Source organism: Gilvimarinus polysaccharolyticus (genome assembly GCF_001187555.1).
GTDB lineage: Bacteria > Pseudomonadota > Gammaproteobacteria > Pseudomonadales > Cellvibrionaceae > Gilvimarinus > Gilvimarinus polysaccharolyticus.
Genome location: NZ_LFIJ01000001.1, coordinates 410,951 through 437,038, shown reverse-complemented (window position 1 = coordinate 437,038; position 26,088 = coordinate 410,951). Strand labels below are relative to the sequence as shown.

The window sequence follows — 26,088 nt, the reverse complement described above, 5'->3', positions numbered from 1 at the left end:
TTTATTGGGCTAAAGAGAATATTGTTTCAGTCACAGGCTTAAGCACCTGCTTGCGATCTACCAGCAGTGGATAATCGGTGCGCCCCGACATAGGCCAATTATTACGCCAGCTTTGGGCATCATCAACACCCCAGAAAGTCACGCGGCTAATTTTGTCTTTATGATCCAGAAAAATTTTAAACAAAGACACGTAATGATCGTTAAACTTCTTCAGATCTTGCTCCGGCACGCCATCCACATAGGGATTAAGCTGATCCGATAACGCCATATTTAAGCTAATATCAGCGCCTTGCTGCTCCTCATCCGGAAACGGCAGTACAGAAACATCCAGCTCGGTAATTAGAACCTCACCCAGCTCACCAAAAGCAATAATCGAATCTTCTATTTGAGTCAGATCTTCTGGGTAACCAACCCCATAGTGCGCCTGCAAGCCAATTCCGTGAACCGGCGCTCCCGCTTGCTGAATGTCACGCACAAGCTTAACGGCTCCGTTTCGTTTCTCAGGTTTAAACAGGTTGTAATCATTGTAATAAAGCTTTGCCTCAGGATCGGCCTCATGGGCAAATTTAAACGCATGGACTAAATAATCTGGGCCAATAAGCTTGTACCACTGGGATTCACGCATACTCCCATCTTCGTTAAGCGCTTCATTAACCACATCCCACGACGGTATACGCCCTTTGTAGCGCCCAATAACAGAGTGTATGTGCTGGCGCAAGCGATTCAATAACAAGCTACGCGATGCCGGCTCGCCGTCGGCACCTTCAAACACCCATTCAGGCACTTGCTGGTGCCATAAAAGTGTGTGCCCAGTTACGTGTATTCCATGAGCCTCGCTAAACGCCACCAACTCATCCGCTACGCGCCAATTAAACTCCCCTTCTTGCGGCTGTAAACTCTCCCACTTCATCGAATTCTCGGCAGTAAGCGCACTAAACTGCTCGGCAACAAATGCTCGAGTTTTCTCATTAGTCATAACCTGCCGCTCACTAACAGCGGTGCCAATCAAAAAATCATCTGCAAAGGCAGATTTAAAAGTGGTGTTTTGCGTTGATTGATTATCATAAGCCGCACAGCCCCCCAGCAGCAGTACCGATAAAACCAATTTAGTTGTAGCAAGCTGAATTCTCATTACACGCCCCCCTAATGAAGTTAATTTTTAGCAGCTTATATCCGAACCACCATATAGTCAATAAGACCATTAATGGCGATATAGATTTAACTCTCGACAATATTACCCTTAGCTAGCACAGCTTCATTATCTCAACGCCATCTAACCGCGTCTTGCTAAAGCTCACCCTTAATACTCAGGCAACACGCTGCCAAAACATTGCCGGCACGGCAACAAAGCCCAAATATTGGCAATAACGTCCACTCACTATAAAGAATTGTAAGCAATGATAGACAGCCTACTGACCATGAATAATAGACTAAACGTTTCAACAGCCAAAAAGAGATTTAGAGTGTTTATTAAAGCGGGGGAATTAAAATAAGGGCTACTTGAACTTACTGAGGAAACTTTTATAACAACAAATGCGGTGACAGATGCAAAGCCGAGCGTGGCACTATTTACACGATGCACACACTCGACTTTATGACTTTATCAGTCTAAAACAATAGCATCTAAGTGCCTAAAGAGATTTCTTTGATCCAGATGGTCAGATGTTTTAATGTCTTCCAGAACATACATAAAAACTACATTATATTTATGTGAATTCATCATAAATATTTTTACTGTATTTTTCACGCCCACCTTGTTTCCACCCACATTAGAAAACTTAAAACCTTGCCGCTCAAAGTGTGTAGAGAACATATCGGACCATTCACTTAAACTACCAGTACCCGAATCGGGGTGCAGTATTGATATATAGTCCCTATTGGAAACCGACTGGCTGTAATATTTAAAAATTTTACTATTGCTATCATTTGATCTATCAAGTTGTTTTGGGCCATATTCCATTCCATGAAAATATATAGTCTTAGGCGACGACTCATTAAAGAACAAAAAGTACCCTAATGCCAATATGGCTACTGCAGAAATTACTTTAATCATGAATGGATGTACCCTTATTAATATAGTTATTAACCACGAGCTAACATGGTTTATTCAAACACAGCACGGCAACCTATTCTCCAGTAAGAATAAGATTAAGAATCGGTAGAAGTGTTTGACTAAAAATAAAAAAGATTCTCTGACAGATCCATGCCCGAGAAAGATATGCCAAGGCTCATGTGACTCGCCTAAATTATACAACATTGCGACAAACACAGCCATCAGAAATAAGTCAACCGAATCGTTTCAACATTAAATCATTAATGATAACAACCGGTAACGATAACGGGATTGAATGACAAAAAAGGAAACACAGAAAACATCAAAACCATATACTTAAAAACTGATTTATATTATTAAGTGATTATTTCTGAACGGTTAAAACCTCTTAACTGAAAATTTGAATAGAGCCGCCTCTCAGCTCTATATCAATTAATCTAACTATACAGAGTGTCTACTAATTATGGGTAACACGGAAACATAACGTTGAGCGCTGGGGCGCGTTGTAAGTTACGCATGTACGATAAACTTCGCACAGCGATTCGCTAAATGCACGACTTACAATGCGTCCAGAAAACGAAGTTTGCGAGCCTGGCGTGATTTTTTATGGTGTTTTCTATTTAACTGTTTCACTCAAAAAGCCAGTAAAACTATTTCTTATTACGTTTTCTATACATTATTTAGTAGCAATTTATGGACAAAACTACCACGCTTGAGAAAATACATAGAGGAAGCTAAGCAGAAAGCACCGTTAGTCAATGGTGTCCAGTTAATATTTTGAAGGCGTATGGTTTTAACTCCATCAGTGCCTACAGTAACTGACGGCTCAATTGAAAGATAAACCAACAAATATATTGCCAATTGATAAATGAAATATAAGGAAAAAACTATCAGTACTACCCCGATAAATCTAATGAGTAGCCAAGCTAAATTCTCTTTGGTCATCCTATCTCCTTGGGTTTCCATAACGCCTAGCTCACCGGAAAAATGCGAGCGCAGCGAGTATTTTGTCCGGTGGAGCTACTTGTTAGCTGCTGCTTTGATTGAAGCATGTAGCTCACCATATTTCACCTTGCTTGGATTTAAGCTCTCCAAACTATTTAATGTAATGCTTTTCTGCGCTCCGACAGACTGGTTAAGTGTGCCTGTAGGCAAGACATAGAATACCCATTGATCTAGATTTAAGGGGTTGATACTGGTTTGATCCTTATGTTTTAAAAGACAGAAAACGTAGACATCAGCCTGTCTACGGACTTCGATATTTCGTTCGTTTGATTCAGAATCCCAACCCTGAGTTGGGCGGATGCTGAATTGAATGGTTGAGTGTTTTTTCTGCTCCCAGCTTTGAACGTATGCACCAGACTTCACTTCCACCTTAATGCCTTCCGGCGTTTCTATATCAAAAGCATCCCATTCCGTTCTAATGCCAGAATTCATGCCGACAGAAGATGCCACAATATATTCAGCTAAGATGCCTCTCATAGCATTGCCAACAATGTCGGAAGATGACCACTGCCAAAACGACAATAGGTCCATTGGTAATGATGTACCATTAAACTCAAAAGGTTCATCACCATTTTTTCGGGTTGTTTCAATTGCAGAAAGATTATCCATGTTTATTTGCAACTAACAGCTTATTAATGTGCGAGTTGAAAAATGCGCCTGGCAATATATAACACCTAGAATACTTTTAGAAACTCGCCATAATCCACTGTAATTCATATTATTCCCTTAACTTTGACGCATTTTTATAGAAAGGTAAAGAAGCCAACTTGAACAGCAGACGGCAATGTATCATATTTATTAAATAGCGTGGATTTTGACCTTTAAGCCCCTGAAATATTTACCAAATATCAAATTTATTATTGCGGTTTCAGAATCTGAAAGTAAGCCATCTCATGTTCACCGTTGAATTTGATGCAGTTTGAGACTGATGCCAAATAACCTTTATAAAGCCCCCCTCTCCTACCTCATCATTAATTACTTTTTGTCGCCGAGCAAGAAGCGACCAAGAAACGCACCCTGGCATCTCGGTCGTCAGCTACCCTCGCTCCAGCCGCTTACACCTAAAGAATAAATACCCCACAAATGGCAAGCCCCAAAAACCAAAAAGCCCCGCACTGTCACCAGCACGGGGCTTTTAAAAAGGCACACGTAAAAAGCGCGCACCTATAATTTAAAGCAACTTACGCTTTAAATTCTGCGCGACCTTTGTAAGGTGCGGTGCCATTCAATTCGGCTTCGATGCGCAACAGACGGTTGTACTTAGATACACGGTCTGAGCGGCACAGTGAGCCGGTTTTGATTTGACCGGCAGCGGTGGCTACCGCCAAATCGGCGATGGTAGTGTCTTCGGTTTCGCCTGAACGGTGCGAGATAACAGCTGTGTAGCCTGCCTCTTGTGCCATTTTAATCGCGTCCAAAGTTTCAGACAGCGAACCAATTTGGTTGAATTTAATTAGGATCGAGTTGGCGATTTTTTTGTCGATGCCTTCTTTCAAAATTTTGGTGTTGGTAACAAACAAGTCGTCGCCAACCAGTTGGATTTTATCGCCCAAAATTTTGGTTTGGTAGGCCCAGCCGTCCCAATCGCTTTCGTCCAAGCCATCTTCAATGGAGATGATTGGGTATTTTTCGGTCAGCTCAGCCAAGTAATCGCTAAAGCCTTCGGCGTTGAAGGTTTTGCCTTCACCAGACAAGTTGTATACGCCATCTTTGTAGAACTCAGAGGCGGCACAGTCGAGCGCCAAGGTAACGTCTTCACCCAACTTGTAGCCGGCGTTAGCAACAGCAGTGCCGATAACGGCCAAGGCTTCTTCGTTGGATGGCAGGTTAGGCGCAAAGCCACCTTCGTCGCCCACAGCGGTATTCAGGCCTTTTTCGTTTAATACTTTTTTCAGTGCATGAAAAATTTCGGCACCGGTTTGCAACGCCTCGGCAAACGTTTTAGCGCCTACGGGCTGAACCATAAACTCTTGGATATCAACGTTGTTGTCGGCGTGCTCGCCACCGTTGATGATGTTCATCATAGGCACTGGCATGGTGTACTTGCCAGGGGTGCCGTTAATGTCGGCAATGTGGGCGTATAACGGCACGCCTTTAGCAATTGCGGCGGCTTTAGCCGCGGCCAGCGATACCGCCAAAATGGCGTTAGCGCCCAGCTTTGATTTGTTCTCGGTGCCGTCGGCTTCGAGCATGGCGTTATCCAACGCGCGCTGATCGATAGCATCCATACCCACCAATAAAGGCTTGATGGTGTCGTTGATGTTGGCAACGGCTTTTAATACGCCTTTACCTAAGTAACGTGATTTGTCGCCATCACGCAACTCTAGTGCTTCGCGCGAGCCGGTCGAGGCACCCGATGGGGCACAGGCTGAACCTACGGCACCAGACTCAAGAATAACTTCGGCGCTAACGGTTGGGTTGCCGCGGCTGTCTAACACTTCAAAGGCTTTAATATCTACTATCTTGCTCATTGGCAAATGGCTCCAATTGTCATGGTATAAATTAGGTTAACGATCAATAAACTAAGTACTAAAACTGTTACGCAAAAAAGTGTGTGCTGCGTTATTTAATATCCAACACTGGCATCGCTTTCACTAAAGCATCAATTGATTGCATTTGTGCTAAAAACGGCTCTAATTTGTCTAGCGGTAAGGCACTGGGGCCATCGCACTTGGCATTGTCTGGATCTGGGTGAGCTTCTAAAAACAAACCCGCAATACCCAGCGCCATACCGGCGCGACCTAACTCGGCCACTTGTTGACGACGACCACCAGAGGCGGCACCAAACGGATCGCGACATTGCAGCGAGTGGGTTACATCAAAAATAACCGGCGCGCCGCCCGAGGCTTCTTTCATGGTGCTAAAGCCGAGCATATCGACGACAAGGTTGTCGTAGCCAAAGTTGCTGCCACGATCACACAGAATAAGGTTGTCGTTGCCACACTCGCGGAATTTCTCGCAAATGTTTTTCATTTGGCCCGGGCTTAAAAACTGTGGCTTTTTAATGTTGATCACGCTGCCGGTCTCGGCCATCGCCTGCACTAGGTCGGTCTGGCGCGCTAAAAAAGCTGGCAGCTGGATAACGTCGGCAACTTCAGCCACAGGCTTACACTGATAAATTTCGTGCACGTCGGTAATCACTGGGACGTTAAAGGTGCTTTTAATCTCTTGAAAGATTTTTAAGCCCTCTTCCATACCTGGCCCACGAAAGGAGTGGATGGAGGAACGGTTGGCTTTATCGAACGAGGCTTTAAAAACGTAGGGAATGCCCAGTTTTTGTGTGGCCTCAACATAGGCCTCGGCGGTGCGCAGCGCTAAATCGCGCGACTCAAGTACATTCATACCACCAAACAAGACAAACGGCAGCTTGTTGCCAACGCTGACATTGCCGGCCTTATCGCCGCCAATCCGAACAATTTTATCAGTCACAGAGTTTCCTTAAAATAAAATCCCGCAACGCGTATGGCGTGCGGGATTATGTGATCTTGAGGGTTACTTAACCTTTGGTTTTAAGCGCCGCCGCTACAAAACTGGTAAACAACGGGTGGCCATCACGCGGGGTGGAGGTAAACTCTGGGTGGAACTGACAGGCGACAAACCACGGGTGATCGGCAATCTCTACCACTTCAACCAAAGTGTCATCTGACGACCAACCACCAATACGCAAGCCCGCTTGTTGTAGCATATCAACGTAGTTGTTGTTCACCTCATAGCGGTGACGGTGACGCTCGACAATTACGTCATCGCCGTAAATCTCGCGTGCGTTTGAGTCTTTAACCAAACGGCACTCTTGCGCACCAAGACGCATAGTGCCGCCTAAGTCAGATTGCTCATCGCGGGTTTCTACCCGGCCGCTTTCATCTACCCACTCGGTAATCAAGCCGATAACGGGATCTTTACACTGGCGATCAAACTCGGTGCTGTTGGCGCCTTTAAGGCCCAGCACGTTGCGGGCAAACTCGATAACAACCGACTGCATACCCAAACATATACCCAAGTACGGCACTTTGTTTTCACGGGCGTAACGAACGGCGGCAAGCTTGCCCTCGACACCGCGATTACCAAAGCCGCCCGGCACCAAAATGGCATCGGCGGTTTTTAAAATATCAACGCCTTCTTGCTCGATGCGCTCGGCATCGATGTAATTAATTTTAACGCGAGTGCGAGTGTGAATGCCGGCGTGGCTTAATGCTTCGTTAAGCGACTTATAGGCGTCTAGCAATTCCATGTACTTACCCACCATAGCAACGGTAACTTCATGCTCGGGGTTAAGCTTGCCATCGACGACTGCATCCCACTCGGACAAATCGGCCGGGCCGCAATCTAAACCAAACTGGTCAACGACGATTTGGTCAAGGCCAAACTCGTTTAACAAACGCGGAATCGCGTAAATGGTGTTGGCATCGGGTACCGGAACCACGGCGTTCATAGCAACGTTGGTAAACAGTGAGATTTTGCGGCGCGAGTCATCATCGATCGACACCTCAGAGCGACACAGCAACACCTCGGGCTGTAAACCTATAGAGCGCAGCTCTTTTACAGAGTGCTGGGTCGGCTTGGTTTTCGTCTCGCCAGCAGTGGCGATGTAGGGCACCAACGTTAGGTGCACCAGCATCGAGCGCTGCGGCCCTAACTCAACTTTAAGTTGCCGCACGGCCTCAAGGAACGGTTGCGATTCGATGTCACCCACGGTGCCGCCGATCTCGACCAGTGCCACATCCACATCGCGGCCGCCCTCTAAAATACGGCGTTTGATCTCGTCGGTGATATGCGGAATCACCTGCACGGTGCCGCCCAAGTAATCACCACGGCGCTCTTTGCGCAGTACCGTCTCGTACACGCGGCCGGTGGTAAAGTTATTGCGGCGGGTCATACGGGGGCGAATAAAGCGCTCGTAATGGCCTAGATCTAAGTCAGTCTCGGCGCCATCTTCGGTGACAAACACCTCGCCGTGCTGAAACGGGCTCATGGTGCCCGGATCTACGTTAATGTAAGGGTCGAGCTTCATAATGGTAACCGCCAAACCCCGCGATTCCAGAATAGCCGCCAAAGAGGCCGAGGCAATGCCTTTGCCCAGCGAGGAAACAACACCACCGGTAACGAATATATATCGCGTCATGTAAAGCCTTGTAGAGGTTGATCAGTATGCGGTTAACCAGCAAAAAGCCGGCGATGCAGGACCAAAACTGTACGTAACCGGCCAAAAAAGGCCCAGAAAAACCGTATAGAACCGCCCTAGAGATGGGGCGCCAGAGTACCAGAAAGTGTACTTAAGCTCAATTACTAAGCATCAAAAGAAGTTCCAAAAGGTGGGAAATATTGCACCTATGAGCCCTGAACGTCGGGCCACTGCCAACAACAGGCCCAACTCGGCTCACCAACCGCGGCGGTAAAGCCCTGACACACCCAATAATGGCCTACCGCAACTAATTCGCCATCTATATATAAAAGCGGCACTCGTGCGCGCAACCATGGGGGGACTTGGTATTCTTGCAGCAGCTTTTTAAGCGCCTGCGAGTGCCCACGGCCCGCCGGCCGACAGCGCTCACCGCCACGGCGCCAGCGAATCTCAAGCTCGCCTTGCAGCCAGCGCTGGGCAATACCCAAACCCGTTGCCGGCTGTAAAACCAAGTGATCACCACCCGGCAACGCCAATGCTTGGGTTATATCGAGCCAAGTAATGCTCGGCTCGATGTGCCCCGCGGGCCCCTGATTGGGCTGCCACTGCTGGCTGGCACTTAAGGCGTACAACGCTTGCTGAAAGCGCTGCAAGCTAACGCCCCCCACAGCCACCTTGGCGTGGCCAACTGCCGCAGCCCCCAGCAATTGCGTGTCTATCTCGGCCAAAGCGTTGCGGCTGGGCAACTGTAAAAAGCGCTGCTCTAGCCAATAGCGCAATAGGTTGTATCGCCGCGGCACAGACATCGCCGCCAGTGCATCGGCGGGCAGGCAAAAGCCCATTGGCACCGCGCGCTCGGCCAATCGCGCCAGATCTTCTGCCGCGTACTCGGCCAACAGCTGATCGTTACCCCGGCTTAAGGTGGCAGAATCCGCTAACGAGTTCGCCGCCGCCGGCCAACGCTCACGCAGTACGGGTATCACCCGCTGGCGCAAATAGTTTCGATCAAAACGCACATCGCGATTAGATTCGTCATTTACCCAAGCTAAACCGTGCGCGCTCGCATACTGTTCAAGCTCGGCGCGACTCACATCAAGCAGTGGCCGCACCAAGCGCGCCGCGCCCAACCGCCGCTCGTGCGCCATGGCACCTAAACCGCGAGCACCGGCGCCGCGCAACAACCGATACAATAACGTTTCGGCTTGGTCATCTAGGTGATGCGCCAATGCCAAGGTGTCGCCGATGCCCAACACTTGCCGAAAGGCTTTATAGCGCGCGGCGCGGGCGTGGGCTTCAAGGTTGCCCGCCGCCGAGTCTAACTGTACGGTCACCACTTTTAAGGAGATACCCAGCGCACGGCATTGCTGCTCGCACAGGCTTTGCCAAGCATCGGCATTAACCGACAAGCCGTGATTAACATGTACCGCCCGCAACGCCAGCTGCGGACAATGCCGCGCCAGCCAGTGCAACAACACACTAGAGTCCAGCCCGCCACTGTAAGCCACCCAGCAGTGGCCGCCAGCGCTAGGTTGCAGTGCATTAAGATGCGTTGAGTTGAGTGTAAAAGTCATGGGGCTCCTCGTAGCCGTCTATTAAAACGCAAAAGCGACCGTAACAAAACGTCTCTTGCGCAGTGGCGCTACAATGGTTAGTGTTTGCGGGCTATCGCCCACCCCAAAAAACACAGCAACACAGTTAAGGCATTATGAATACAACAATCGCCGCCTACGGCACCTGGAACTCCCCCATCACCCCCGCCACGCTAACCGCCAATGCAGTAAGGTTGGGCGAGGCGCAACTGTGTAACGATGTTGCTTACTGGCTAGAGTCACGCCCCGACGAGGGCGGCCGCAATGTTTTGATGTACCAACAGATAGGCGATACAGCACGCGAGCTACTAGACGCCAATACCAGTGTACGCAGCCGCGCCAACGAGTATGGCGGCGGCGCATACCTTGCCACAACCGATGCCGTATACGCGGTATTTGATGCCGACCAACGCGTCTACCAAATACCGTTAAAGCCGGCAGCTGTAAAACAAGATAACGCCGCCGCGCCAATCGCCCTAACCCCTAAAGGCGACTATCGCTATGCCGATTTTTGCCTAGACGCAAAACGCGCACGGCTTATCGCGGTGCGCGAAGATCACAGCGGTGTTGCCACATCTCATAGCGAACCTAAGTGCGAGCTAGTGGCTATCGATTTAAGCGGCAACTTAAATGTGCAAGTACTGGTAAGTGGCGCCGACTTTTACAGCAATCCACGCCTCAGCCACTCGGGTGAGCAGCTGTTGTGGCTCAGCTGGCAACACCCGAGCATGCCGTGGGATGCCACCACGCTAACCTTAGCCACGCTAAACGCCAAAGGCGCAACGCAAAATCTACGGGTTATTGCCGGCGGTGATGGCGAATCGGTTTTTCAGCCGCAGTGGAGCCCTACCGATCACATTTATTATGTTAGCGACCGCTCTAATTGGTGGAACCTTTACCGGCACGATGACGCCGGTGCCGTGCCGGTTGTTGCAATGGAGGCCGAATTTGCCACACCACAATGGGTGTTTGGTATGTCTACCTACGGCTTTTGCGGCAACCGTAAAATCTTTTGTACCTTTAGCCAAAACGGCGAGTGGCAATTGGGATTAATCAGCATTGATGACACCCACACCGCTTATCATTTTAGCGCACTTAAAAACCCCATGAGCGACATTAGCAGTATTGCCAGCAGTGCTAATCACCTGTTGTTTATTGGCGCCAATGCGCAGCAAGCCCCAGCGCTGTTTCATGTATCAACCCAAGCGGTTGAACACTCAGGCACACCGCCTGTAACGTTAATACGACGCTCGCAAGAGGCCAAAATAGAGCCCGGTTATTTAGCTCGGCCACAGGCTATTAGCTACCCTAGTGGCTCAGGGGTTTGCCACGGTTTTTATTACCCGCCGTGCAACCGCGACTTTAGCGCGCCCGCACATACTCTGCCGCCGCTTATTATTATCTGTCACGGCGGCCCCACCGGCGCCACCAGCAGCGCGCTCAATTACAAATTACAATTTTGGAGCTCGCGTGGTTTTGCCGTACTGGATGTCAACTATCGTGGCAGCACCGGTTACGGCCGTGCGTATCGCGACAGTTTAAAATTTAACTGGGGCATTAAAGATGTCGAAGACGTGGTGGCCGGCGCCAACTTTTTAGTTGCGCAAAAACTCACCCACCCCGAGCAATTAATTATTCGCGGCTCAAGCGCCGGTGGTTACACCGTACTCGCCGCTCTCACCTTTAGCGACACCTTCAGCGCCGGTGCTAGCTTGTACGGTATTGGTGATTTAACCGCGCTGGCCGAAGACACCCACAAATTTGAATCGCGCTATTTAGACTCTTTGGTGGGGCCGTATCCCGCCACCAAACAACGCTACCTAGACCGCTCGCCCATCCAACACATCGAGCAACTCAACTGCCCAGTGATTTTTTTACAGGGCCTAAAAGACAAAATGGTGCCGCCCGCCCAGGCCGAAGCCATGGTAGCCGCACTAACAGATAAAGGCATTGCCAATCAGTACGTCACCTTTGCCAATGAGGGGCACGGCTTTAGAGCAGCCGATAGTATTCAAACGGCCATCAGTAAAGAGTTAGACTTTTATTGTCAGACGCTTCAACTCCATAAGGCCCAACGATAATGGGGCGCTGGAGACCACCTAGACCCAAAAGTTCGGCCTATATTACTGCCGCCGGTGCCCGCGCGTTAACCGCCGAACTACGCGAGCTGTGGAAAGTCGAGCGCCCCAAAGTAACCGAGGTCGTACACGAGGCGGCTAAAAATGGCGACCGGTCAGAAAATGGTGACTATATATACGGCAAAAAACGCCTGCGCGAGATCGACTCTCGGGTGCGTTTTTTAACCAAACGGTTAGAATCTCTTACCATTGTCGACCGCCTACCTAGCGACCAAAGCCGCGTCCTGTTTGGCGCCTGGGTAACTCTTGAAGATGATGACGGCGTAGAGCGATGCTACCAAATTGTCGGGCCTGACGAGTTTAATATTAACGAGGGAAAAATCAGCATGGACTCGCCGTTGGCGCAAGCCATGTTAAAAAAACAAGTGGACGATGAAGTGATGGTGCGCAGCGCCGACAACGAAAAAAACTATTACATCAGCGCGATCGAATACAAACCTTACGATTGATTGGCTAAGCTCGTTAAACGGGCCAGCTCTTCCGCCAAAGTATTGTCTGGCAGAGATTCACCAGCGCGATGATACCAATAGCTGGCATTACTTAAATCGCCCTCCTCGCGGTGTAAGTAAGCATGTAATAAACACGAGATTTCATCTGTGCCATCTTGAACTAAATGGTGCGCAGCGCTCCAGTTACCAGCCCTAATCAGGGCAATGGCATCTTTTGAATTTCTCATATTAACCTCTGGTATACTCGGTGAAACACCGCCGCTATTATAAGCTAATGCTCATACCTATTGTCACCCACCCCGCCTACTCTTTCCCGTTCCCCGGACGTCACCGGTTTCCGATGGAAAAATTTAGCTTATTAAACGCATACTTAACCGAGCAAGGCATACTAGCACCACGCAATACTTTTAGGCCGGGACAAGCAAACTTAACCATTGTCCACAACGCCCACTGTCCCGCTTACATCGAACGATTTTGCCGTAATTCACAATCCAGCCAAGAGTTGCGTAGAATGGGGCTGCCTTGGAGCGAGGGATTAGCCAAGCGTACCTTGATTTCACCCAACGGGACTTTATTAACGGCTCACTTGGCATTGAATCATGGTATCGCGTGTCATTTGGCCGGCGGCACACACCATGCGCATTACGATTTCGCCTCGGGATTTTGTATTATTAATGACCTCGCAGTTACCGCAAAAACTCTATTAGCCCAAGGTAAAATCAACAAGGTTTTAATTTTCGATTGCGACGTTCACCAAGGTGACGGCACAGCGACGATATTAAGCGACGAGCCGCGCGCCATTACTTGTTCAATTCACTGCGAAAGAAACTTTCCTACGCAAAAAGCATACAGTGATTACGACGTGGCATTAGCCCCTAACACCGGCGACGATGAATACTTGACCGTTATTGCAACGACCTTAAAAAAACTCCTTGATACTGAACGCCCAGAACTGGTCATTTACGACGCAGGGGTGGATATTTTTAGCCACGACCCGCTGGGATTGCTAAACATTAGTGAGGCTGGAATTTGTGAGCGCGATAGACTTGTGTTTACCTTGTGCAAAGAAAAAAATATTCCAGTGGCAACTGTTATCGGCGGGGGCTATGACGATGATCGAAAAGCATTGGCCAAACGACATGCATTGGTAGTAATGCAAGCACATGCCTTATGGAACAAATAAAATAATAATCATCAACCAACTCATCTATTCATTCGCCTATAAAACTCACAATATAAAACCAAATACCAAAGTGATTCATATAATTATTGGCGTATAAAAAAGCCGGGCACTAAGGCCCGGCTTTAAGACTAACTAAACAGCTTAGTTCTCACCCCAAAGCTCAAACAACAAATTCCACTTTCGTTGTTCAAAGCCGTTCCAGGTGCCCCACGCGGCGGTGTTAGAGACTGGATCATAGGCATGGTTATATAAACCACCGGTATCACCTGACTCTGGGTTGGTCGACCAGTAACAAGCTTGAATACTCTTCTCAGCCATGTAATCAACCAAAGCCCCTTGCCATTGCTCATCAACACCTGGCTGGATATGTCCCCAGCGATTTTGATCTCGCAATGGTGCGCCGACCGGCCAATCCAAGTGACCACCAAACTCACCCACTATCATGGCATAGCCTTGTTCACGCAGGTAGCCAAAGTGCTCATCCCAACCCGGTACAAGTCGTGCGGGATCAATCACAATATTACAACCTGCATCTCCGGCCGCATCACCATCCAAACCGTCACACTCAGGGTCGGATGGATCTAGGAAATGATTTTGCACAAACACAGATGGGCCATAGGCGTGTGGTGACAAAATCAAACGCTCTTTAGGAATGTTAAGCGGATCATTCTGGAACGGGTAAAGGTTTTCGCCCCAGTTAGGGTTAGTTTCTTCAGAGCCATGTGGCACCTGGGTGCCATCTTTAGTCTGGTTAGAAATACCCTCAACCATGACCAATACATCTTGGTTAACTTCGTTGATAGCCGTGTAAGCATTTTCTGCCAAGGTACTCCACTCGTCCCAAGTGTAATCCCATGGTTCATTAAAGATATCAATGGCCATAATATTATCTACGCCCAACTGGGCCGATAACCCTGCGATTTCACGCAAGTCATCCAGCCACATTTGTTCGTTATATTCATGGACGATAACACCGTTATCATCAACCACGCCGCACGAGTAACCTTCACGGGTATAATCGTAATTTTCACGATCGCGATCAGCATAAGGTGGCGTAGCATCTAAACGGCCCGCACGCCAGCCCACATAATTAGAGCACGAGTGAATGTCGACAATAACTTCGATGTCATTTTGATCAGCTTGCACAATAAAATCTTCTAATGCTTGGCGAGCGTTAAGCTGGCGAACAGATGCTGCATTTTTCAGTACCCCGCCTTGGCGGATATCACCAATACCTTGTGGATCAGTTGGATCCAAGGTTTGCGGTGCAATTGGCAGGCGGATAGTGTTAATGCCTTGAGCGGTAATCTCATCCATAGTTTGCTGAATGTCACGGCCGGAATCCACCCACCACATATTGCCGACGTACAACTCCATGGGGGCGCCATCGGGATTATCTGCCGCTGTTGGTGGCTCATGCTGACCTTCTAAGCCGAACCAAGCAGAACACTTAACGGGAAAGACGCTGCCGTTTTTAGTGATATTACCAGTCTCATCGACACGGAAGGTTCCATCTCCTGCGGGAACACTCGACGATGAGCTAGAGCTCGATGAACTGCTGGAGGAGCTTGAACTTGATGAACTCGTACTCGATGAGCTGCTAGACGAACTGGACGAGGAGGTTGCACCACACACATCACCGGTTACAACCGGAGTTTCGGCCGAACCACCATTGGTATTTCCTTGGAAACCAAAAGTAACGGTTTGACCCGGCTGGATGGTGCTATTCCAACTTAAGTTAGATGCCGTATATGGATTACTGCCACTCATGTTGGCATTCCATGTGTTGGTCAAGGCATTATTATTGTACTGCCAATTCACCTCCCAACCATTAATAGGCGTATTACCATTGTTAGTAATGTTGATGGCGCCAGTAAAACCTGACCCCCAATCATTACTAACTATGTAGCTACAGCTGGCACTTTGGGCAGAAGCACCTTGTGTAATAGCCGCAATCGCAAGGCTCAGAACTGCAGCCGAACCATAACGTTTTTTTGTTTTAAACATTTTATTGCTCTCCTTAGTATTAAAGCTTATCTCTCTGCTTATAAATGGCGTTCCATACGCCAACAAACCACACCGGCACATCCAAGGTCGGTGTTTTTATCGTCACTTTTATCCGTAAAAAACGCGTCATCTAAAGTTAACTTGTTAATAGATGCGACAACACGAAACTCCCTTAAGTGACCATAAATTCTGCGCCAAATGATTATTTTAGAAACATTGAAAACAATGTCAGCGCTGTCAACTTTCTAACAAGAAAAAATAACAAAACGACCAACCAACCAAATAAAATATAAGGTCGTTATTTTTAATTAAAAATATTCACATACACTCTGAAAAACGAATAACGAGTATAACGATGTAAAGAAATGATAAAACAAATTAATGCGCCCACCTTCGAGACTAACCTCACAAAAAATATGACCTCGTATCGCATTAATCATTAATAAAAAAATTCCAACATTAATTCATAAAAAATAAAAACAATAAACACAATAAACATAACTGTAGCTGAAAAATATTCAGCCATAAAAAATGAATACAATAAAATTTTTTATGGCACACAATGCGACATTACGATATAAATTTAAAACCACTAGAGCCATTCTTATTACTAAAAAACACTAAAAACCTTAACAGCGCCGACCTTTAAGTTATTTACCCTGAAACTTCTTACCGAACTTTCCCTCGCGCGAAACGACACGATCAACTGAACATCAAGGTGATTTTAGCTGTGCATTAATACGTGCCAATAGACGCTAGTCCGTAAGCGAATGGGCAACAATTGAGGAGTGTGAACAAATCAAGCGGATGCTTTAACGATAGCGAAGAGGACGACAGAAAGAGGAGAAAAGCGACTATGTTGTTTGCGCTGCCATTTAGCCAGCTACCGGCGTCATGCCTTCCGACAACGCCGACTGTGAATAATTTATTGAGAACAAAGTGAAAAATTTGTCTTAAAAAAGCTTTATATACTTATCTTCGCAGAATGTTTTTAAATAAAAAGGTGTATCTTGGGAAATGTGCACCGACAACAAAGGTCGGCTTATTATGCTGGAAGGGGGGTAACTTCTTAACCTTGAGACGCCTCGAGCTGGCGCGATGGCTATAAGCCCTGCTCTTTGGCCTTATCCCATAACGCATCCATATCTTCTAAGCTCATATCCTCCATGGGTTTGTGGGCGTTATCCTCGATAAAGCGAAAGCGTCGTTCAAATTTTTGGTTGGCGCGTCGCAGTGAGCCTTCTGGGTCTTGTTTTAAGGTGCGGCTAATATTAGTCACAGCAAACATTAGATCGCCCACTTCGGCATCGACCGCATCCATATCACCGCTGGCCAAAGCCTCTTCGACTTCGGCCAGCTCTTCACGTACTTTGGCAATGGGGCCACTGACATCTTTCCAATCGAACCCGGTGCGTGCCGCGCGTTTTTGCAGTTTTTCCGCACGGGTTAAGGCGGGTAAGTTAAGCGGTACATCATCGAAGGTGCCACGCACGCCTTTGGCCTCGCGCTCTTCTTGTTTGATGTCTTCCCAGCGCTGTTTAATGGCGGCTTCGTCTGCGGGTTGATCACCAAAGCGCCCTTGTAAATTGTTATTGGGAAACACGTGCGGGTGACGACGTACAAGTTTAGCCACCAGCATGTCGATCACGGCGTTAAAATCAAAGCGTTGCTGCTCGGCGCCTAGTTGACTGTAAAAAATCACCTGAAATAACAAATCGCCTAACTCTTCTTGCAAGTGATCAAGATCGCCCCGCTCAATAGCATCAGCTACCTCGTAGGCTTCCTCTATGGTAGACGGCACGATGGTTTGGTAGGTTTGCTTCTGATCCCACGGACAACCATCTAGCGGGTCGCGCAAGCGTTGCATTAAGTAAATTAAATCATCGAGGGTATAGGGCGTGCCAGACATGTGGGGTTCTCTTTTAAAAAGCGCACAACACTTTTAACAAAAGTGGGCGATACACTTACCGTGTAAGCGTATCGCCATTTAGGATTAACGCCAATTTTAGCTGGGCCGTTTGCGTCGCGCCGAGGCTACATTGGGCAATTGATTTAACCGTGTCAGCACTCGGCTAAGCTCATCGTAACCGCGTATCTCGGCGGTGATTTGCATATCTACGGTGTTTTTATACTTGTCCGATAACATATTAATGGCGCTAATGTTAATCCGCTCATGATCGAGTAGCGAGGTGATATCGCGTAACAAACCATGACGATCATAAGCTTCGACGATTAAATCAACCGAATAGCTGCTTTGCGGCGTAGCGCCCCAGTCAATTTTCAGAATTCGCTCGGGCTCATCGGCCTGCAATTGTAAAACGTTGCTGCAATCGGCACGATGAATAGAAACTCCACGCCCGATGGTGATATAGCCGGTAATTGCATCGCCCGGAACCGGTGTACAACAATTGGCAATTTGAGTCAGTAAATTACCCACACCTTCGATGTACACATCGGAGTCTTTAACACGTTTAGATGATTTTGCCTTAAACGGAATTACTGGCTCTTTAGGATGCTTGCTATCGATTAAACGCTGCGCGGCACTAATCACTTGGCCAACGCCCATGTCGCTGGCACCTACCGCCGCGTACAAGTCGTCCAACGATTGCATGTTGAGCTTTTTGGCTAAGGCCTCAAACTCTAAATCGAGCAATGCCAAGCGCTTAAACTCGCGATCCAGCAGCGCCTGCCCTTCGGATATATTGTCGTCACGCGCCTGCACTTTAAACCAGTGTTGTACCTTGGCACGAGCGCGGGCGGTATTAACATAACCCAAAGCGGGCGAAAGCCAATCGCGGCTTGGGGCCTCGAGTTTACCGGTTAATATCTCGACTTGATCGGCGGTATTTAAATGATAATTGAGTGGGACAATACGACCATTAACTTTGGCCCCCCGGCAACGGTGGCCCACATCGGTATGAATACGGTAAGCAAAATCTAGCGGCGTGGCAGTTTGCGGCAAATCGACCACGTGCCCCTCGGGCGTAAAAACGTAAATACGATCTTGCTCAAAAGATTTTAAGTCATCTTGCAGTTGCTGACTGCTGCTGCCCAGCTCATCGTGCCACTCTAGCACTTGACGCAACCAAGAGATTTTTTGCTCGTAACCGTCTTCGGTGGTATCGGTATCGGTGCCCTTATAACGCCAGTGGGCGCACACGCCAAGCTCGGCCTCTTCGTGCATGGCAAAGGTTCTAATCTGGATCTCGAGCACTTTGTTCTCGGGGCCAATAACCGCCGTGTGCAACGAGCGATAGCCGTTTTCTTTGGGGGAGGCAATATAGTCGTCAAACTCGTGGGGAATGTTGCGCCACAAGCTGTGTACGATACCCAATACCGAGTAACAATCGCGCACGCTGGGCACCAAAATACGCACCGCACGAATATCGTAAACCTGTGAAAAGCCAATACCTTTGCGCTGCATTTTACGCCAGATACTGTAGATATGTTTCGCTCTGCCGGTCACTTCGGCATCGATGGCGGCACTTTGTAGCTCGCCGCGCAGGCGCGCTAAAATGTCGTCAATAAATTCTTGGCGGGCGATACGCCGCTCATCTAGCAGCGAGGCAATGCGCTTGTAATCGGTAGGTTCTAGGTAGCGAAAAGATAAATCCTCTAACTCCCACTTAAAGTGGCCAATGGCCAACCGATGCGCCAAAGGCGCATAAACATCGGCCACCTCGCGGGCTACTTGCCGGCGCCGAGCCGCTGGTGCGGTTTTAACTGCCCGAATCGCACAGGTGCGTTCGGCCAGCTTAATCAGCGCAACCCGTACGTCATCGACCATAGCCACCAACATTTTGCGGATATTGTCGGCCTGTTCGTCAGACTGCTTACCAAATACACGCTCTTCACTTTCGTTGCGCTGGTAGCTGATCGCCGCCATGCGCAGCACGCCGCTAATAAGCTTGGCAACGGTTTCGCCAAATTGCGCCTCGACATTGGCCAGCGCGAGCTTTTCTTCGCGCACAGCACGGTAAAGCACCGCAGCGACTAACGTTTCGTGATCGAGTTGTAAATCGGCGAGTATTTCGGCCATTTCCATGCCGATACGCAAACAACTGGCACCTTCACCCCAGCTATGAGGCGCAGTGCGAGTGACCGCAGCGTCGGCTTGCTGACACAGCTCGCAGGCGCGTTTCATTTCGTCTAAAGGGAAAGGGCTTTGTTGCTCAATACCGGCAAAGCGTTGCAACCAGGCATCGATATCAACACTGCCATCGGCGGCAATGGGGTGATCTTGACGGACTTTTACCATAATAACTTCACTGTACACAGCTGGCTGTTATGAGTTTGGCAAGCCACATTCCATGTGACGCTTTAATGTTAATTGCCGGAAACAGCCATTGGACGTATAAGGCGCCATAAAGTTGCATATCTATAATATGCGGGCGCTCGGGCGGGCCTATGGTAGTCGAAAAGCCTGCCCGATCAAAATGCAAAAGACCCGCACAGGACGATCACCCCTGTTTGCGGGCCTGCACTCAACTAACCGGCCACCACTGTTATACCTGCCAGCTCAGTCGCTGCGGCCTTTTTAAGCGTGACACGAGAAAAGCTTAAGTCCAGCTCGCCTTCGCTAACCAGCGTGAAGGGCTCTAAAATACGATGGAAAAACTCGCTAGGCGGCAACACTAAGCCAAAGTCCGAGCCCACATCGGGGAACAGCCTAAGCGGCACATGCACTTGCGCCCAGCCGTTACCGGCCAGACCTTGCATTGTGCTGGTGATATCCAAGTCGGAATAGCTGTCTGGGCCACAGCCTAAACGCAGCGTGACATTCTTGCTCGGCGCAACATCCACTTTAATCTCAAACATTAACGCGCCGTCGCTATCGAGGTAATCGACCAGCACCTGGCGGTCGCGAGTGGTAAGCGCTACCAGCCCAACGCCGGTGCCGTTCCACTGTGCGCGGCGTGCGTCTTCTTGTACGTCTCGGTCTACTGCGGTGACACAAATGCTCGACACCTCAACGCGGTTGCCCTGCATCAGCTGTTTATCGTTTTGACGTCCTTGTACCATAATGCCGTAGGGGTCGATGGCACGGCGGTTAAACACCAACAGCTCGTCAAGCGTCTCGGTGCCGGCATCGTAATCTTCGGGTAGATCATCGCTCAAAGAGTCGGCATCGCCGTAAGCCAAACCATAACCGTAGCCAAACAGTGGGTCGTAGTCTTGATCACCGCGATTAAGCGGTACTTGATCGGGGTCGCGCGGCCACGAGAAGGTCAACTTACCCTTCATCGGATGGTTTATCTCACCATCGGCGCGGGTAAAGATGACATCGCCCACACCGGCACCCTCGGTGCCTGGTTGCCAGATAGCCACAAACGCATCAGAGGCATTGATCTCGCGGTTAACCCACATTGGGCGGCCGGTGATAAATAATGAAACCACTGGGATACCGGCGGCCTGGAATTTCTTTAAAAGCTCCCAGTCGCGGCCTGCGCCTTCTTTAAATAGCAAATTTTGCACATCACCCTGCATCTCGGCGTAGGCCGACTCGCCCCACACCACAATGGCAACATCGGGCTTAACGCTGTACTCACCGGTTTCGCTCAATTCGATCTCGCCACCGGCGGCATTAACACTTGCGGCTAAACCATCATAAACGGTGGTGGCGCCGGGAAAGTCGCGGCTATCGGTGCCAGTGCCCTGCCAAGTTACCGACCAACCACCAGCCTGTTTAGATAAATTGTTGGCGCCATCACCGGCCACCAGCACTCGCTGCTTAGGCGACAACGGCAACAGGTTATTTTTGTTTTTCAACATCACCAGCGACTCGCGCACCGCGCGGCGCGCCACGGCGCGGTGTGCGGGGGCACCAATCAGCTCATCGCGTCCAGCGAGGGGGCGGCTAGAGGGTTTGCCGCGCTCAAACAAACCGGCGCGCAACTTAACCCGCAAAATACGGCGCACGGCATCGTCAGCGCGGGCAGCATCAATCACGCCCGATTTAATTTGCTCGACAGTGTTGTTAAACAGCACTTTCCAGTCTGGGTCGGGCACCATAAAAATATCAAGCCCTGCGTTTATCGCCTGCGGGCAATTTAACACCTCGGCGCCTTCGATAAAGCCGTGGCCGTTCCAATCGCCTACCACTAAGCCATCAAAGCCAAGCTTGTCTTTAAGCACCGTGGTTAATAGGTATTGATGGCCGTGCATTTTTTCATCGTGCCAGCTATTAAACGAGGCCATCACGCTTTGCACACCGGCTTCTATCGCACTGAAATAACCCGCGCCATGAATATCGCACAGGGTTTGCTCGTCATCCGCACAATCGCCACGGTCGATACCGTTAAGCGTGCCACCATCGCCAATAAAGTGTTTTGCGGTGGCAATGACGTGCTGCTCGTTTAAGAATTCATTGGTGTTAACAGAGCCTTGCAGCCCAGTGACCATTTCGCCGGCGTAGGCGCGCACAATCTCTGGATCTTCCGAATAGGATTCGTACGTGCGGCCCCAGCGGTCATCGCGGGCCACAGCAACGGTAGGCGAGAAATCCCAATCAATACCAATCGCGGCAATTTCACGCGCAGTGACTTCGCCAATCTCGCGAATTAGCGCTGGGTTATGCGTCGCGCCCAACGCAATATTGTGCGGAAACAAAGTCGCACCCACGACATTGCCCACGCCGTGCACAGCATCGGTGCCCCACATCATAGGAACGTATACTTTGCCATCGCTGCAGTCGGCGGCGGCATCAAAAAAGGTATCGGCCAACGCCACCCAATCGGAGGCCTTCGAATAACGATCGTTATTGGGTACCGAACCACCACCGTTAAGCACAGAGCCCAGATGGTAATCTTTAATATCTTGTGCGGTGACCTGTTTGATCTCGGGCTGAATCATCTGCCCTACTTTTTCCTCAACGCTCATCTGCGCTAAGATTTCATCTATTTTTGCTTCAAGTGAAGTATCAGCGGCAAATGCCGAAGTCAAACGGGGCCAAGGCATGGGGTAATCTCCAAGAGTGTCAGGTATGTCTTTTAGTTATGTGTTGCAAGCTATACAACGCTTAGCTCTATTTGCTCTTCTTACGGTCGCGTAAGGGCGCACGCAACCTGTAAAAAAGCGCCTTAGCTTAACGGAACGCGGGCAAAATTACACCACTATTGACAGCGCTGTCAATCGATCCTACACTTCTCGTCTTTATGTATCGTTAACATGGCATTTTTACGCCAATATCGGCCCGCTTACCTAAGTGGCCAGCCATCGTAAAGACACTAGGTACCTCTAGAGCAAGCTATCAAGCTGGGGGCAAGTAATAGCGCTAAGCAACACCAAAACAGCGCAGGCAAAAACGCCAGGAGCACAACCGCATGAGTAAAATATTAGTCGCCGATATTGGTGGAACCAATGGCCGTTTTGGCTTAGTCGATGCGTGCGAGCACGATACCGGCTACAACGCCGTACAGCAGCTTAGCCTACCCAGTGCCGACCACGATTCACTGGCCGATATGATCCGCGCCTATTGTGATCAAACCGGTATTACTATGCCCAAGTTTGCCTGCTTGGCGATTGCCGGCCCCATCCAAGACGGCCACGTTAAAGTCACCAATCTAAATTGGGAGTTCTCTATAAGCCGCCTGCGCGACGAGCTAAATATGCAGGCGCTAGATGTACTTAACGACTTTTCGGCGCTTGCTTATGCGGCCCCCCACTTACAAAGCACCGACAAAACCACGCTGTACAACGTAAAAGGCAACCCGCACGCACCGATTGGTGTTATGGGCCCTGGCACAGGTTTTGGTGCAGCGATGCTGGCACCGATACGCAGTGGCTGGAAGATTATCCCCACCGAAGGCGGTCACTGCAGTTTTGCCCCCACCACCGATAAAGAAGTCGCGATACTGCAACATATGCGCCGCGAATTTGATCACGTCTCTATCGAGCATTTGCTGTCGGGCGCGGGCTTAGTACGTATTTACCAAGCACTGGCTGCAGTAGGTGGCAAAGCGTCTGAGAATTTAACACCGGCCGATGTCAGCAAGCGCGCACTCGCCCATCAAGACCCGCTGTGCAACGAGGCATTAGAGACTTTTTGCAATATCTTGGGCAGCGTAGCGGGCGATAAAGCCCTTAGCTGGGGAGCCTTGGGCGGTATTTATTTAGGTGGTGGTATTGTGCCTAAAATCGCCAGCTACTTGCCGCAAACCGATTTTGTAAAACGCTATGTGCACAAGGGCGTTATGCGCGGTTATGTAGAAGAGATTCCGGTACACATGGTCACTAACGATAAAGCCGCGTTAATTGGTGCCGCCGCTTGGCTGGTAGATAACACCCAAGCACTGCAAAGCTAAACCCCGGTGGCTCTGGGTAAAAATTGACTCAGAGCCACAACTGCCAACCCAGCGATACACCGCCTTCTTAACTACTCATCCACCAGAACATCGCATTTAAAAAAGCCATCGTCTTCAGCCAGCGCAGCTTGCAACTGCGGCAACAGCTCTTGCATGGTCGCGCGTAGCGTCCAGGGCGGGTTAATCACAAACAATCCCGATGCGGTCATACCGTGACCTTTTTCTTCCGCATCAGCTTCCAGCCCTAGCTCATAACGCTGAATATTTTTAATGCCGCTGCGAACTAATTTCTTCGCCATAAAGTCAATTTGTTCGCGCTCGACCACCGGATACCAAATAGCGTAAACACCCGAGGCAAACTTTTTGTGAGCTTTAATCACCGCATCGATAACTTTAACGTACTCAGATTTCACCTCGTACGACGGATCGATCAGCACCAAGGCGCGGCGCGACTTAGGCGGAATACGAGCAAGTAAACCGTTCAAGCCATCGGCATGCTCAACCTGCACATTGCTAAACGCTTTGGTGTTATCGCTAAGCTTTTTATGGTCGCTGGGGTGTAATTCAAACAGCCAGGCGCGGTCTTGCCTGCGTAAAAACCGCTGGGCAATTAATGGCGAGCCTGGGTAGTAATAAAGTTTATCGGTACGATTAGCCAACTTAACCTGCTCTAAATACGGCGCCAACAAAGGCCAAGGCTTAGTCATTAGTTTGCCAATACCGCCGCGATACTCGCCCAATTTTATGGCGTGTTCAGAGCGCAGGTTATACAAACCCGCACCGGCGTGCGTATCAATATACTCAAACGGCGCAGGCTTTTGACCGAGGTAGGCTAAAATTTCAACCAAAACGATGTGCTTAATAACATCGGCGTGGTTTCCGGCATGGTACGAATGACGATAACTTAACAAAATCAGCTCTCATATAATAATTTAAAGGTGACCGATTGCTAAAGCACGATCTCAGCTCGCTATTATCAGCCCGAGCCACACAAATTGCACCGGTTTTTACACCCACACCTCTTTACTCCACCATTGGCCACTCAAGCCTCGCGGCAAAATAAGCCACACCCGCACAAAGAGACGACCAACCCCAAAACCTGTCGTTAACGCCCACTTTTGCCTCTTTTAATCGCAACACCGACCAAGTTACGCGTAAAAAACCTCAAAAAAGCCTAATTCAAACGCAAAAACTATGATCCTCTTGCATCTACGCCCATAAAAACAACACAATAGCGCCCAGATAAAGTAAGACCTTAAGGTTATAAGCTGCAAAACGATTTAGAGGCCCATGAAAACACCTAAAAGAATACAACCGCTAGTAAATGACGGGCTGGTTGACGAAGTGATAAGTCAGCTAATGAGTGGCAAAGAAGCAACCGTTTATAAAGTGCGCTGTGGCGATGAGATTCGCTGCGCTAAAGTCTATAAAGACGCCGCCAAACGCAGTTTCAAAAAAGCCGTGCAATACCAAGAAGGCCGAAAAGTACGCAATAGCCGTCGCGCCCGCGCGATGGAAAAGGGCTCTAAATTTGGCCGTCAACAACAAGAAGACACCTGGCAAAACGCCGAGGTAGATGCCTTGTATAAAGTCGCGGCAGCAGGTGTTCGCGTGCCGCAACCGTACGGCTGCTTTGACGGCGTATTGCTAATGGAGCTAATCACCGATGAAGAAGGTGATGTTGCACCGCGCCTTAACGACGTCGGCATGTCCGCCGAGCAAGCGCTAGAAGATCACGCCGTGGTTATGCAAGACGTGGTTAAAATGCTTTGCGCCGGTTTAATTCACGGCGATTTATCGGAATTTAACGTGCTGGTAGACGAATACGGCCCGGTAATTATCGACCTACCCCAAGCGGTCGATGCCGCCGCCAACAACAACGCTAAAAGCATGCTTGAGCGCGACGTGCGCAATATGACCGAATACTACGGCCAATTTGCCCCAGAGCTGCTTAGCACCCGCTACGCCGATGAAATATGGGCGCTGTATGAAGAGGGCGAGCTGCACCCCGACACCGCATTAACCGGCGAGTTTGACGACCCAGAAGAAAGCGCCGATGTCGACTCAGTGCTAGACGAAATTAAAGCTGCGTTAGAAGAGGAAGAGGAGCGCTTAGAGCGCATCCGCGTAGCAGACACCGGTGATGATAACGAAGATTAAACCACAGGCGATGCGTTTGCTTTTAATTGCACAACAAGCGCATCGCCCTGTAGCGGGTCCCCCTAAACACCAAACATCGGAC

At 49.3% G+C, this 26,088-nt stretch carries 18 protein-coding genes and 1 pseudogene; 5 read left to right on the top strand and 14 right to left on the bottom strand.

What is annotated here, in order from left to right; translation table 11 throughout:
- Position 1: 1 nt before the first annotated feature.
- The 8 genes from GILYN3_RS01775 to tilS form a co-directional block, all read right to left on the bottom strand.
- Positions 2–1,132 (bottom strand): endo-1,4-beta-xylanase, encoded by a 1,131-nt coding sequence (locus GILYN3_RS01775; RefSeq protein WP_084005024.1) that lies wholly within the window; start codon positions 1,130–1,132, stop codon positions 2–4.
- Positions 1,133–1,603: 471 nt separating this feature from the next.
- Complete coding sequence (locus GILYN3_RS01770; protein WP_049721258.1) at positions 1,604–2,053, bottom strand: hypothetical protein; 450 nt, start codon at positions 2,051–2,053, stop codon at positions 1,604–1,606.
- 669 nt (positions 2,054–2,722) lie between these two features.
- Entirely contained in the window at positions 2,723–2,998 is a 276-nt protein-coding gene (locus tag GILYN3_RS01765; protein ID WP_049721257.1) for a hypothetical protein, read from the bottom strand.
- Between the two features lie 75 nt (positions 2,999–3,073).
- Complete coding sequence (locus GILYN3_RS01760) at positions 3,074–3,667, bottom strand: hypothetical protein (protein WP_049721256.1); 594 nt, start codon at positions 3,665–3,667, stop codon at positions 3,074–3,076.
- 572 nt (positions 3,668–4,239) lie between these two features.
- A complete protein-coding gene (eno, locus tag GILYN3_RS01755; RefSeq protein WP_049721255.1) occupies positions 4,240–5,529 on the bottom strand; it encodes a phosphopyruvate hydratase in 1,290 nt (429 codons plus the stop codon).
- Between the two features lie 91 nt (positions 5,530–5,620).
- On the bottom strand, positions 5,621–6,487 hold the full coding sequence (gene kdsA, locus GILYN3_RS01750) for a 3-deoxy-8-phosphooctulonate synthase (protein ID WP_049721254.1): 867 nt from the start codon (positions 6,485–6,487) through the stop codon (positions 5,621–5,623).
- A gap of 67 nt (positions 6,488–6,554) precedes the next feature.
- Positions 6,555–8,177 carry a CTP synthase gene (locus GILYN3_RS01745; protein WP_049721253.1) on the bottom strand — a complete coding sequence of 541 codons (1,623 nt, stop codon included), beginning with the start codon at positions 8,175–8,177 and terminating at the stop codon, positions 6,555–6,557.
- 206 nt (positions 8,178–8,383) lie between these two features.
- Positions 8,384–9,748 (bottom strand): tRNA lysidine(34) synthetase TilS, encoded by a 1,365-nt coding sequence (gene tilS / locus GILYN3_RS01740; RefSeq protein WP_049721252.1) that lies wholly within the window; start codon positions 9,746–9,748, stop codon positions 8,384–8,386.
- Between the two features lie 134 nt (positions 9,749–9,882).
- Here tilS and GILYN3_RS01735 point away from each other — a divergent pair, with 134 nt between their 5' ends.
- Positions 9,883–11,847 carry a dipeptidyl-peptidase 5 gene (locus GILYN3_RS01735; protein ID WP_049721251.1) on the top strand — a complete coding sequence of 655 codons (1,965 nt, stop codon included), beginning with the start codon at positions 9,883–9,885 and terminating at the stop codon, positions 11,845–11,847.
- Positions 11,847–12,353 (top strand): transcription elongation factor GreB, encoded by a 507-nt coding sequence (gene greB / locus GILYN3_RS01730; protein ID WP_049721250.1) that lies wholly within the window; start codon positions 11,847–11,849, stop codon positions 12,351–12,353. Before GILYN3_RS01735 ends, greB begins: the two co-directional genes overlap by 1 nt.
- On the opposite strand, the gene GILYN3_RS01725 is transcribed toward greB, so the two are convergent.
- Positions 12,344–12,580, bottom strand: a complete 237-nt coding sequence (locus GILYN3_RS01725) for a hypothetical protein (RefSeq protein ID WP_049721249.1) — start codon at positions 12,578–12,580, stop codon at positions 12,344–12,346. The genes greB and GILYN3_RS01725 overlap by 10 nt on opposite strands.
- Before the next feature lie 47 nt (positions 12,581–12,627).
- Here GILYN3_RS01725 and GILYN3_RS01720 point away from each other — a divergent pair, with 47 nt between their 5' ends.
- Positions 12,628–13,536 carry a histone deacetylase family protein gene (locus GILYN3_RS01720; RefSeq protein ID WP_049722514.1) on the top strand — a complete coding sequence of 303 codons (909 nt, stop codon included), beginning with the start codon at positions 12,628–12,630 and terminating at the stop codon, positions 13,534–13,536.
- 141 nt (positions 13,537–13,677) lie between these two features.
- Here GILYN3_RS01720 and GILYN3_RS01715 read toward each other — a convergent pair whose 3' ends face one another.
- From GILYN3_RS01715 to GILYN3_RS01700, 4 genes are all read right to left on the bottom strand, one after another.
- Positions 13,678–15,543, bottom strand: a complete 1,866-nt coding sequence (locus GILYN3_RS01715) for a cellulase family glycosylhydrolase (protein ID WP_084005022.1) — start codon at positions 15,541–15,543, stop codon at positions 13,678–13,680.
- Positions 15,544–16,645: 1,102 nt separating this feature from the next.
- Positions 16,646–17,452, bottom strand: coding sequence for a nucleoside triphosphate pyrophosphohydrolase (gene mazG / locus GILYN3_RS01710; RefSeq protein ID WP_049721248.1), 807 nt, complete (start codon positions 17,450–17,452; stop codon positions 16,646–16,648).
- A gap of 96 nt (positions 17,453–17,548) precedes the next feature.
- Entirely contained in the window at positions 17,549–19,801 is a 2,253-nt protein-coding gene (relA, locus tag GILYN3_RS01705; RefSeq protein WP_049722512.1) for a GTP diphosphokinase, read from the bottom strand.
- A 230-nt stretch (positions 19,802–20,031) separates the two neighbouring features.
- Positions 20,032–22,500, bottom strand: coding sequence for a glycoside hydrolase family 3 protein (locus GILYN3_RS01700; protein WP_049721247.1), 2,469 nt, complete (start codon positions 22,498–22,500; stop codon positions 20,032–20,034).
- 356 nt (positions 22,501–22,856) lie between these two features.
- Here GILYN3_RS01700 and glk point away from each other — a divergent pair.
- Positions 22,857–23,846 (top strand): annotated as a pseudogene (gene glk, locus GILYN3_RS01695) (glucokinase); the annotation flags it as partial.
- A gap of 71 nt (positions 23,847–23,917) precedes the next feature.
- On the opposite strand, the gene GILYN3_RS01690 reads toward glk, so the two are convergent.
- Positions 23,918–24,757, bottom strand: a complete 840-nt coding sequence (locus tag GILYN3_RS01690) for a 23S rRNA (adenine(2030)-N(6))-methyltransferase RlmJ (protein WP_049721245.1) — start codon at positions 24,755–24,757, stop codon at positions 23,918–23,920.
- A 379-nt stretch (positions 24,758–25,136) separates the two neighbouring features.
- On the opposite strand from GILYN3_RS01690, the gene GILYN3_RS01685 reads away from it, so the two are divergent.
- Entirely contained in the window at positions 25,137–26,006 is an 870-nt protein-coding gene (locus tag GILYN3_RS01685; RefSeq protein ID WP_049721244.1) for a PA4780 family RIO1-like protein kinase, read from the top strand.
- Positions 26,007–26,088 lie beyond the last annotated feature (82 nt).

What these genes read in the sequence shown, in the direction of transcription:
- GILYN3_RS01775 (WP_084005024.1), bottom strand. Translation starts at nt 1,132, where the DNA reads ATGAGAATTCAGCTTGCTACAACTAAATTGGTTTTATCGGTACTGCTG.
- GILYN3_RS01770 (WP_049721258.1), bottom strand. Translation starts at nt 2,053, where the DNA reads ATGATTAAAGTAATTTCTGCAGTAGCCATATTGGCATTAGGGTACTTT.
- GILYN3_RS01765 (WP_049721257.1), bottom strand. Translation starts at nt 2,998, where the DNA reads ATGACCAAAGAGAATTTAGCTTGGCTACTCATTAGATTTATCGGGGTA.
- GILYN3_RS01760 (WP_049721256.1), bottom strand. Translation starts at nt 3,667, where the DNA reads ATGGATAATCTTTCTGCAATTGAAACAACCCGAAAAAATGGTGATGAA.
- eno (WP_049721255.1), bottom strand. Translation starts at nt 5,529, where the DNA reads ATGAGCAAGATAGTAGATATTAAAGCCTTTGAAGTGTTAGACAGCCGC.
- GILYN3_RS01745 (WP_049721253.1), bottom strand. Translation starts at nt 8,177, where the DNA reads ATGACGCGATATATATTCGTTACCGGTGGTGTTGTTTCCTCGCTGGGC.
- tilS (WP_049721252.1), bottom strand. Translation starts at nt 9,748, where the DNA reads ATGACTTTTACACTCAACTCAACGCATCTTAATGCACTGCAACCTAGC.
- GILYN3_RS01735 (WP_049721251.1), top strand. Translation starts at nt 9,883, where the DNA reads ATGAATACAACAATCGCCGCCTACGGCACCTGGAACTCCCCCATCACC.
- greB (WP_049721250.1), top strand. Translation starts at nt 11,847, where the DNA reads ATGGGGCGCTGGAGACCACCTAGACCCAAAAGTTCGGCCTATATTACT.
- GILYN3_RS01725 (WP_049721249.1), bottom strand. Translation starts at nt 12,580, where the DNA reads ATGAGAAATTCAAAAGATGCCATTGCCCTGATTAGGGCTGGTAACTGG.
- GILYN3_RS01720 (WP_049722514.1), top strand. Translation starts at nt 12,628, where the DNA reads ATGCTCATACCTATTGTCACCCACCCCGCCTACTCTTTCCCGTTCCCC.
- GILYN3_RS01715 (WP_084005022.1), bottom strand. Translation starts at nt 15,543, where the DNA reads ATGTTTAAAACAAAAAAACGTTATGGTTCGGCTGCAGTTCTGAGCCTT.
- mazG (WP_049721248.1), bottom strand. Translation starts at nt 17,452, where the DNA reads ATGTCTGGCACGCCCTATACCCTCGATGATTTAATTTACTTAATGCAA.
- relA (WP_049722512.1), bottom strand. Translation starts at nt 19,801, where the DNA reads ATGGTAAAAGTCCGTCAAGATCACCCCATTGCCGCCGATGGCAGTGTT.
- GILYN3_RS01700 (WP_049721247.1), bottom strand. Translation starts at nt 22,500, where the DNA reads ATGCCTTGGCCCCGTTTGACTTCGGCATTTGCCGCTGATACTTCACTT.
- GILYN3_RS01685 (WP_049721244.1), top strand. Translation starts at nt 25,137, where the DNA reads ATGAAAACACCTAAAAGAATACAACCGCTAGTAAATGACGGGCTGGTT.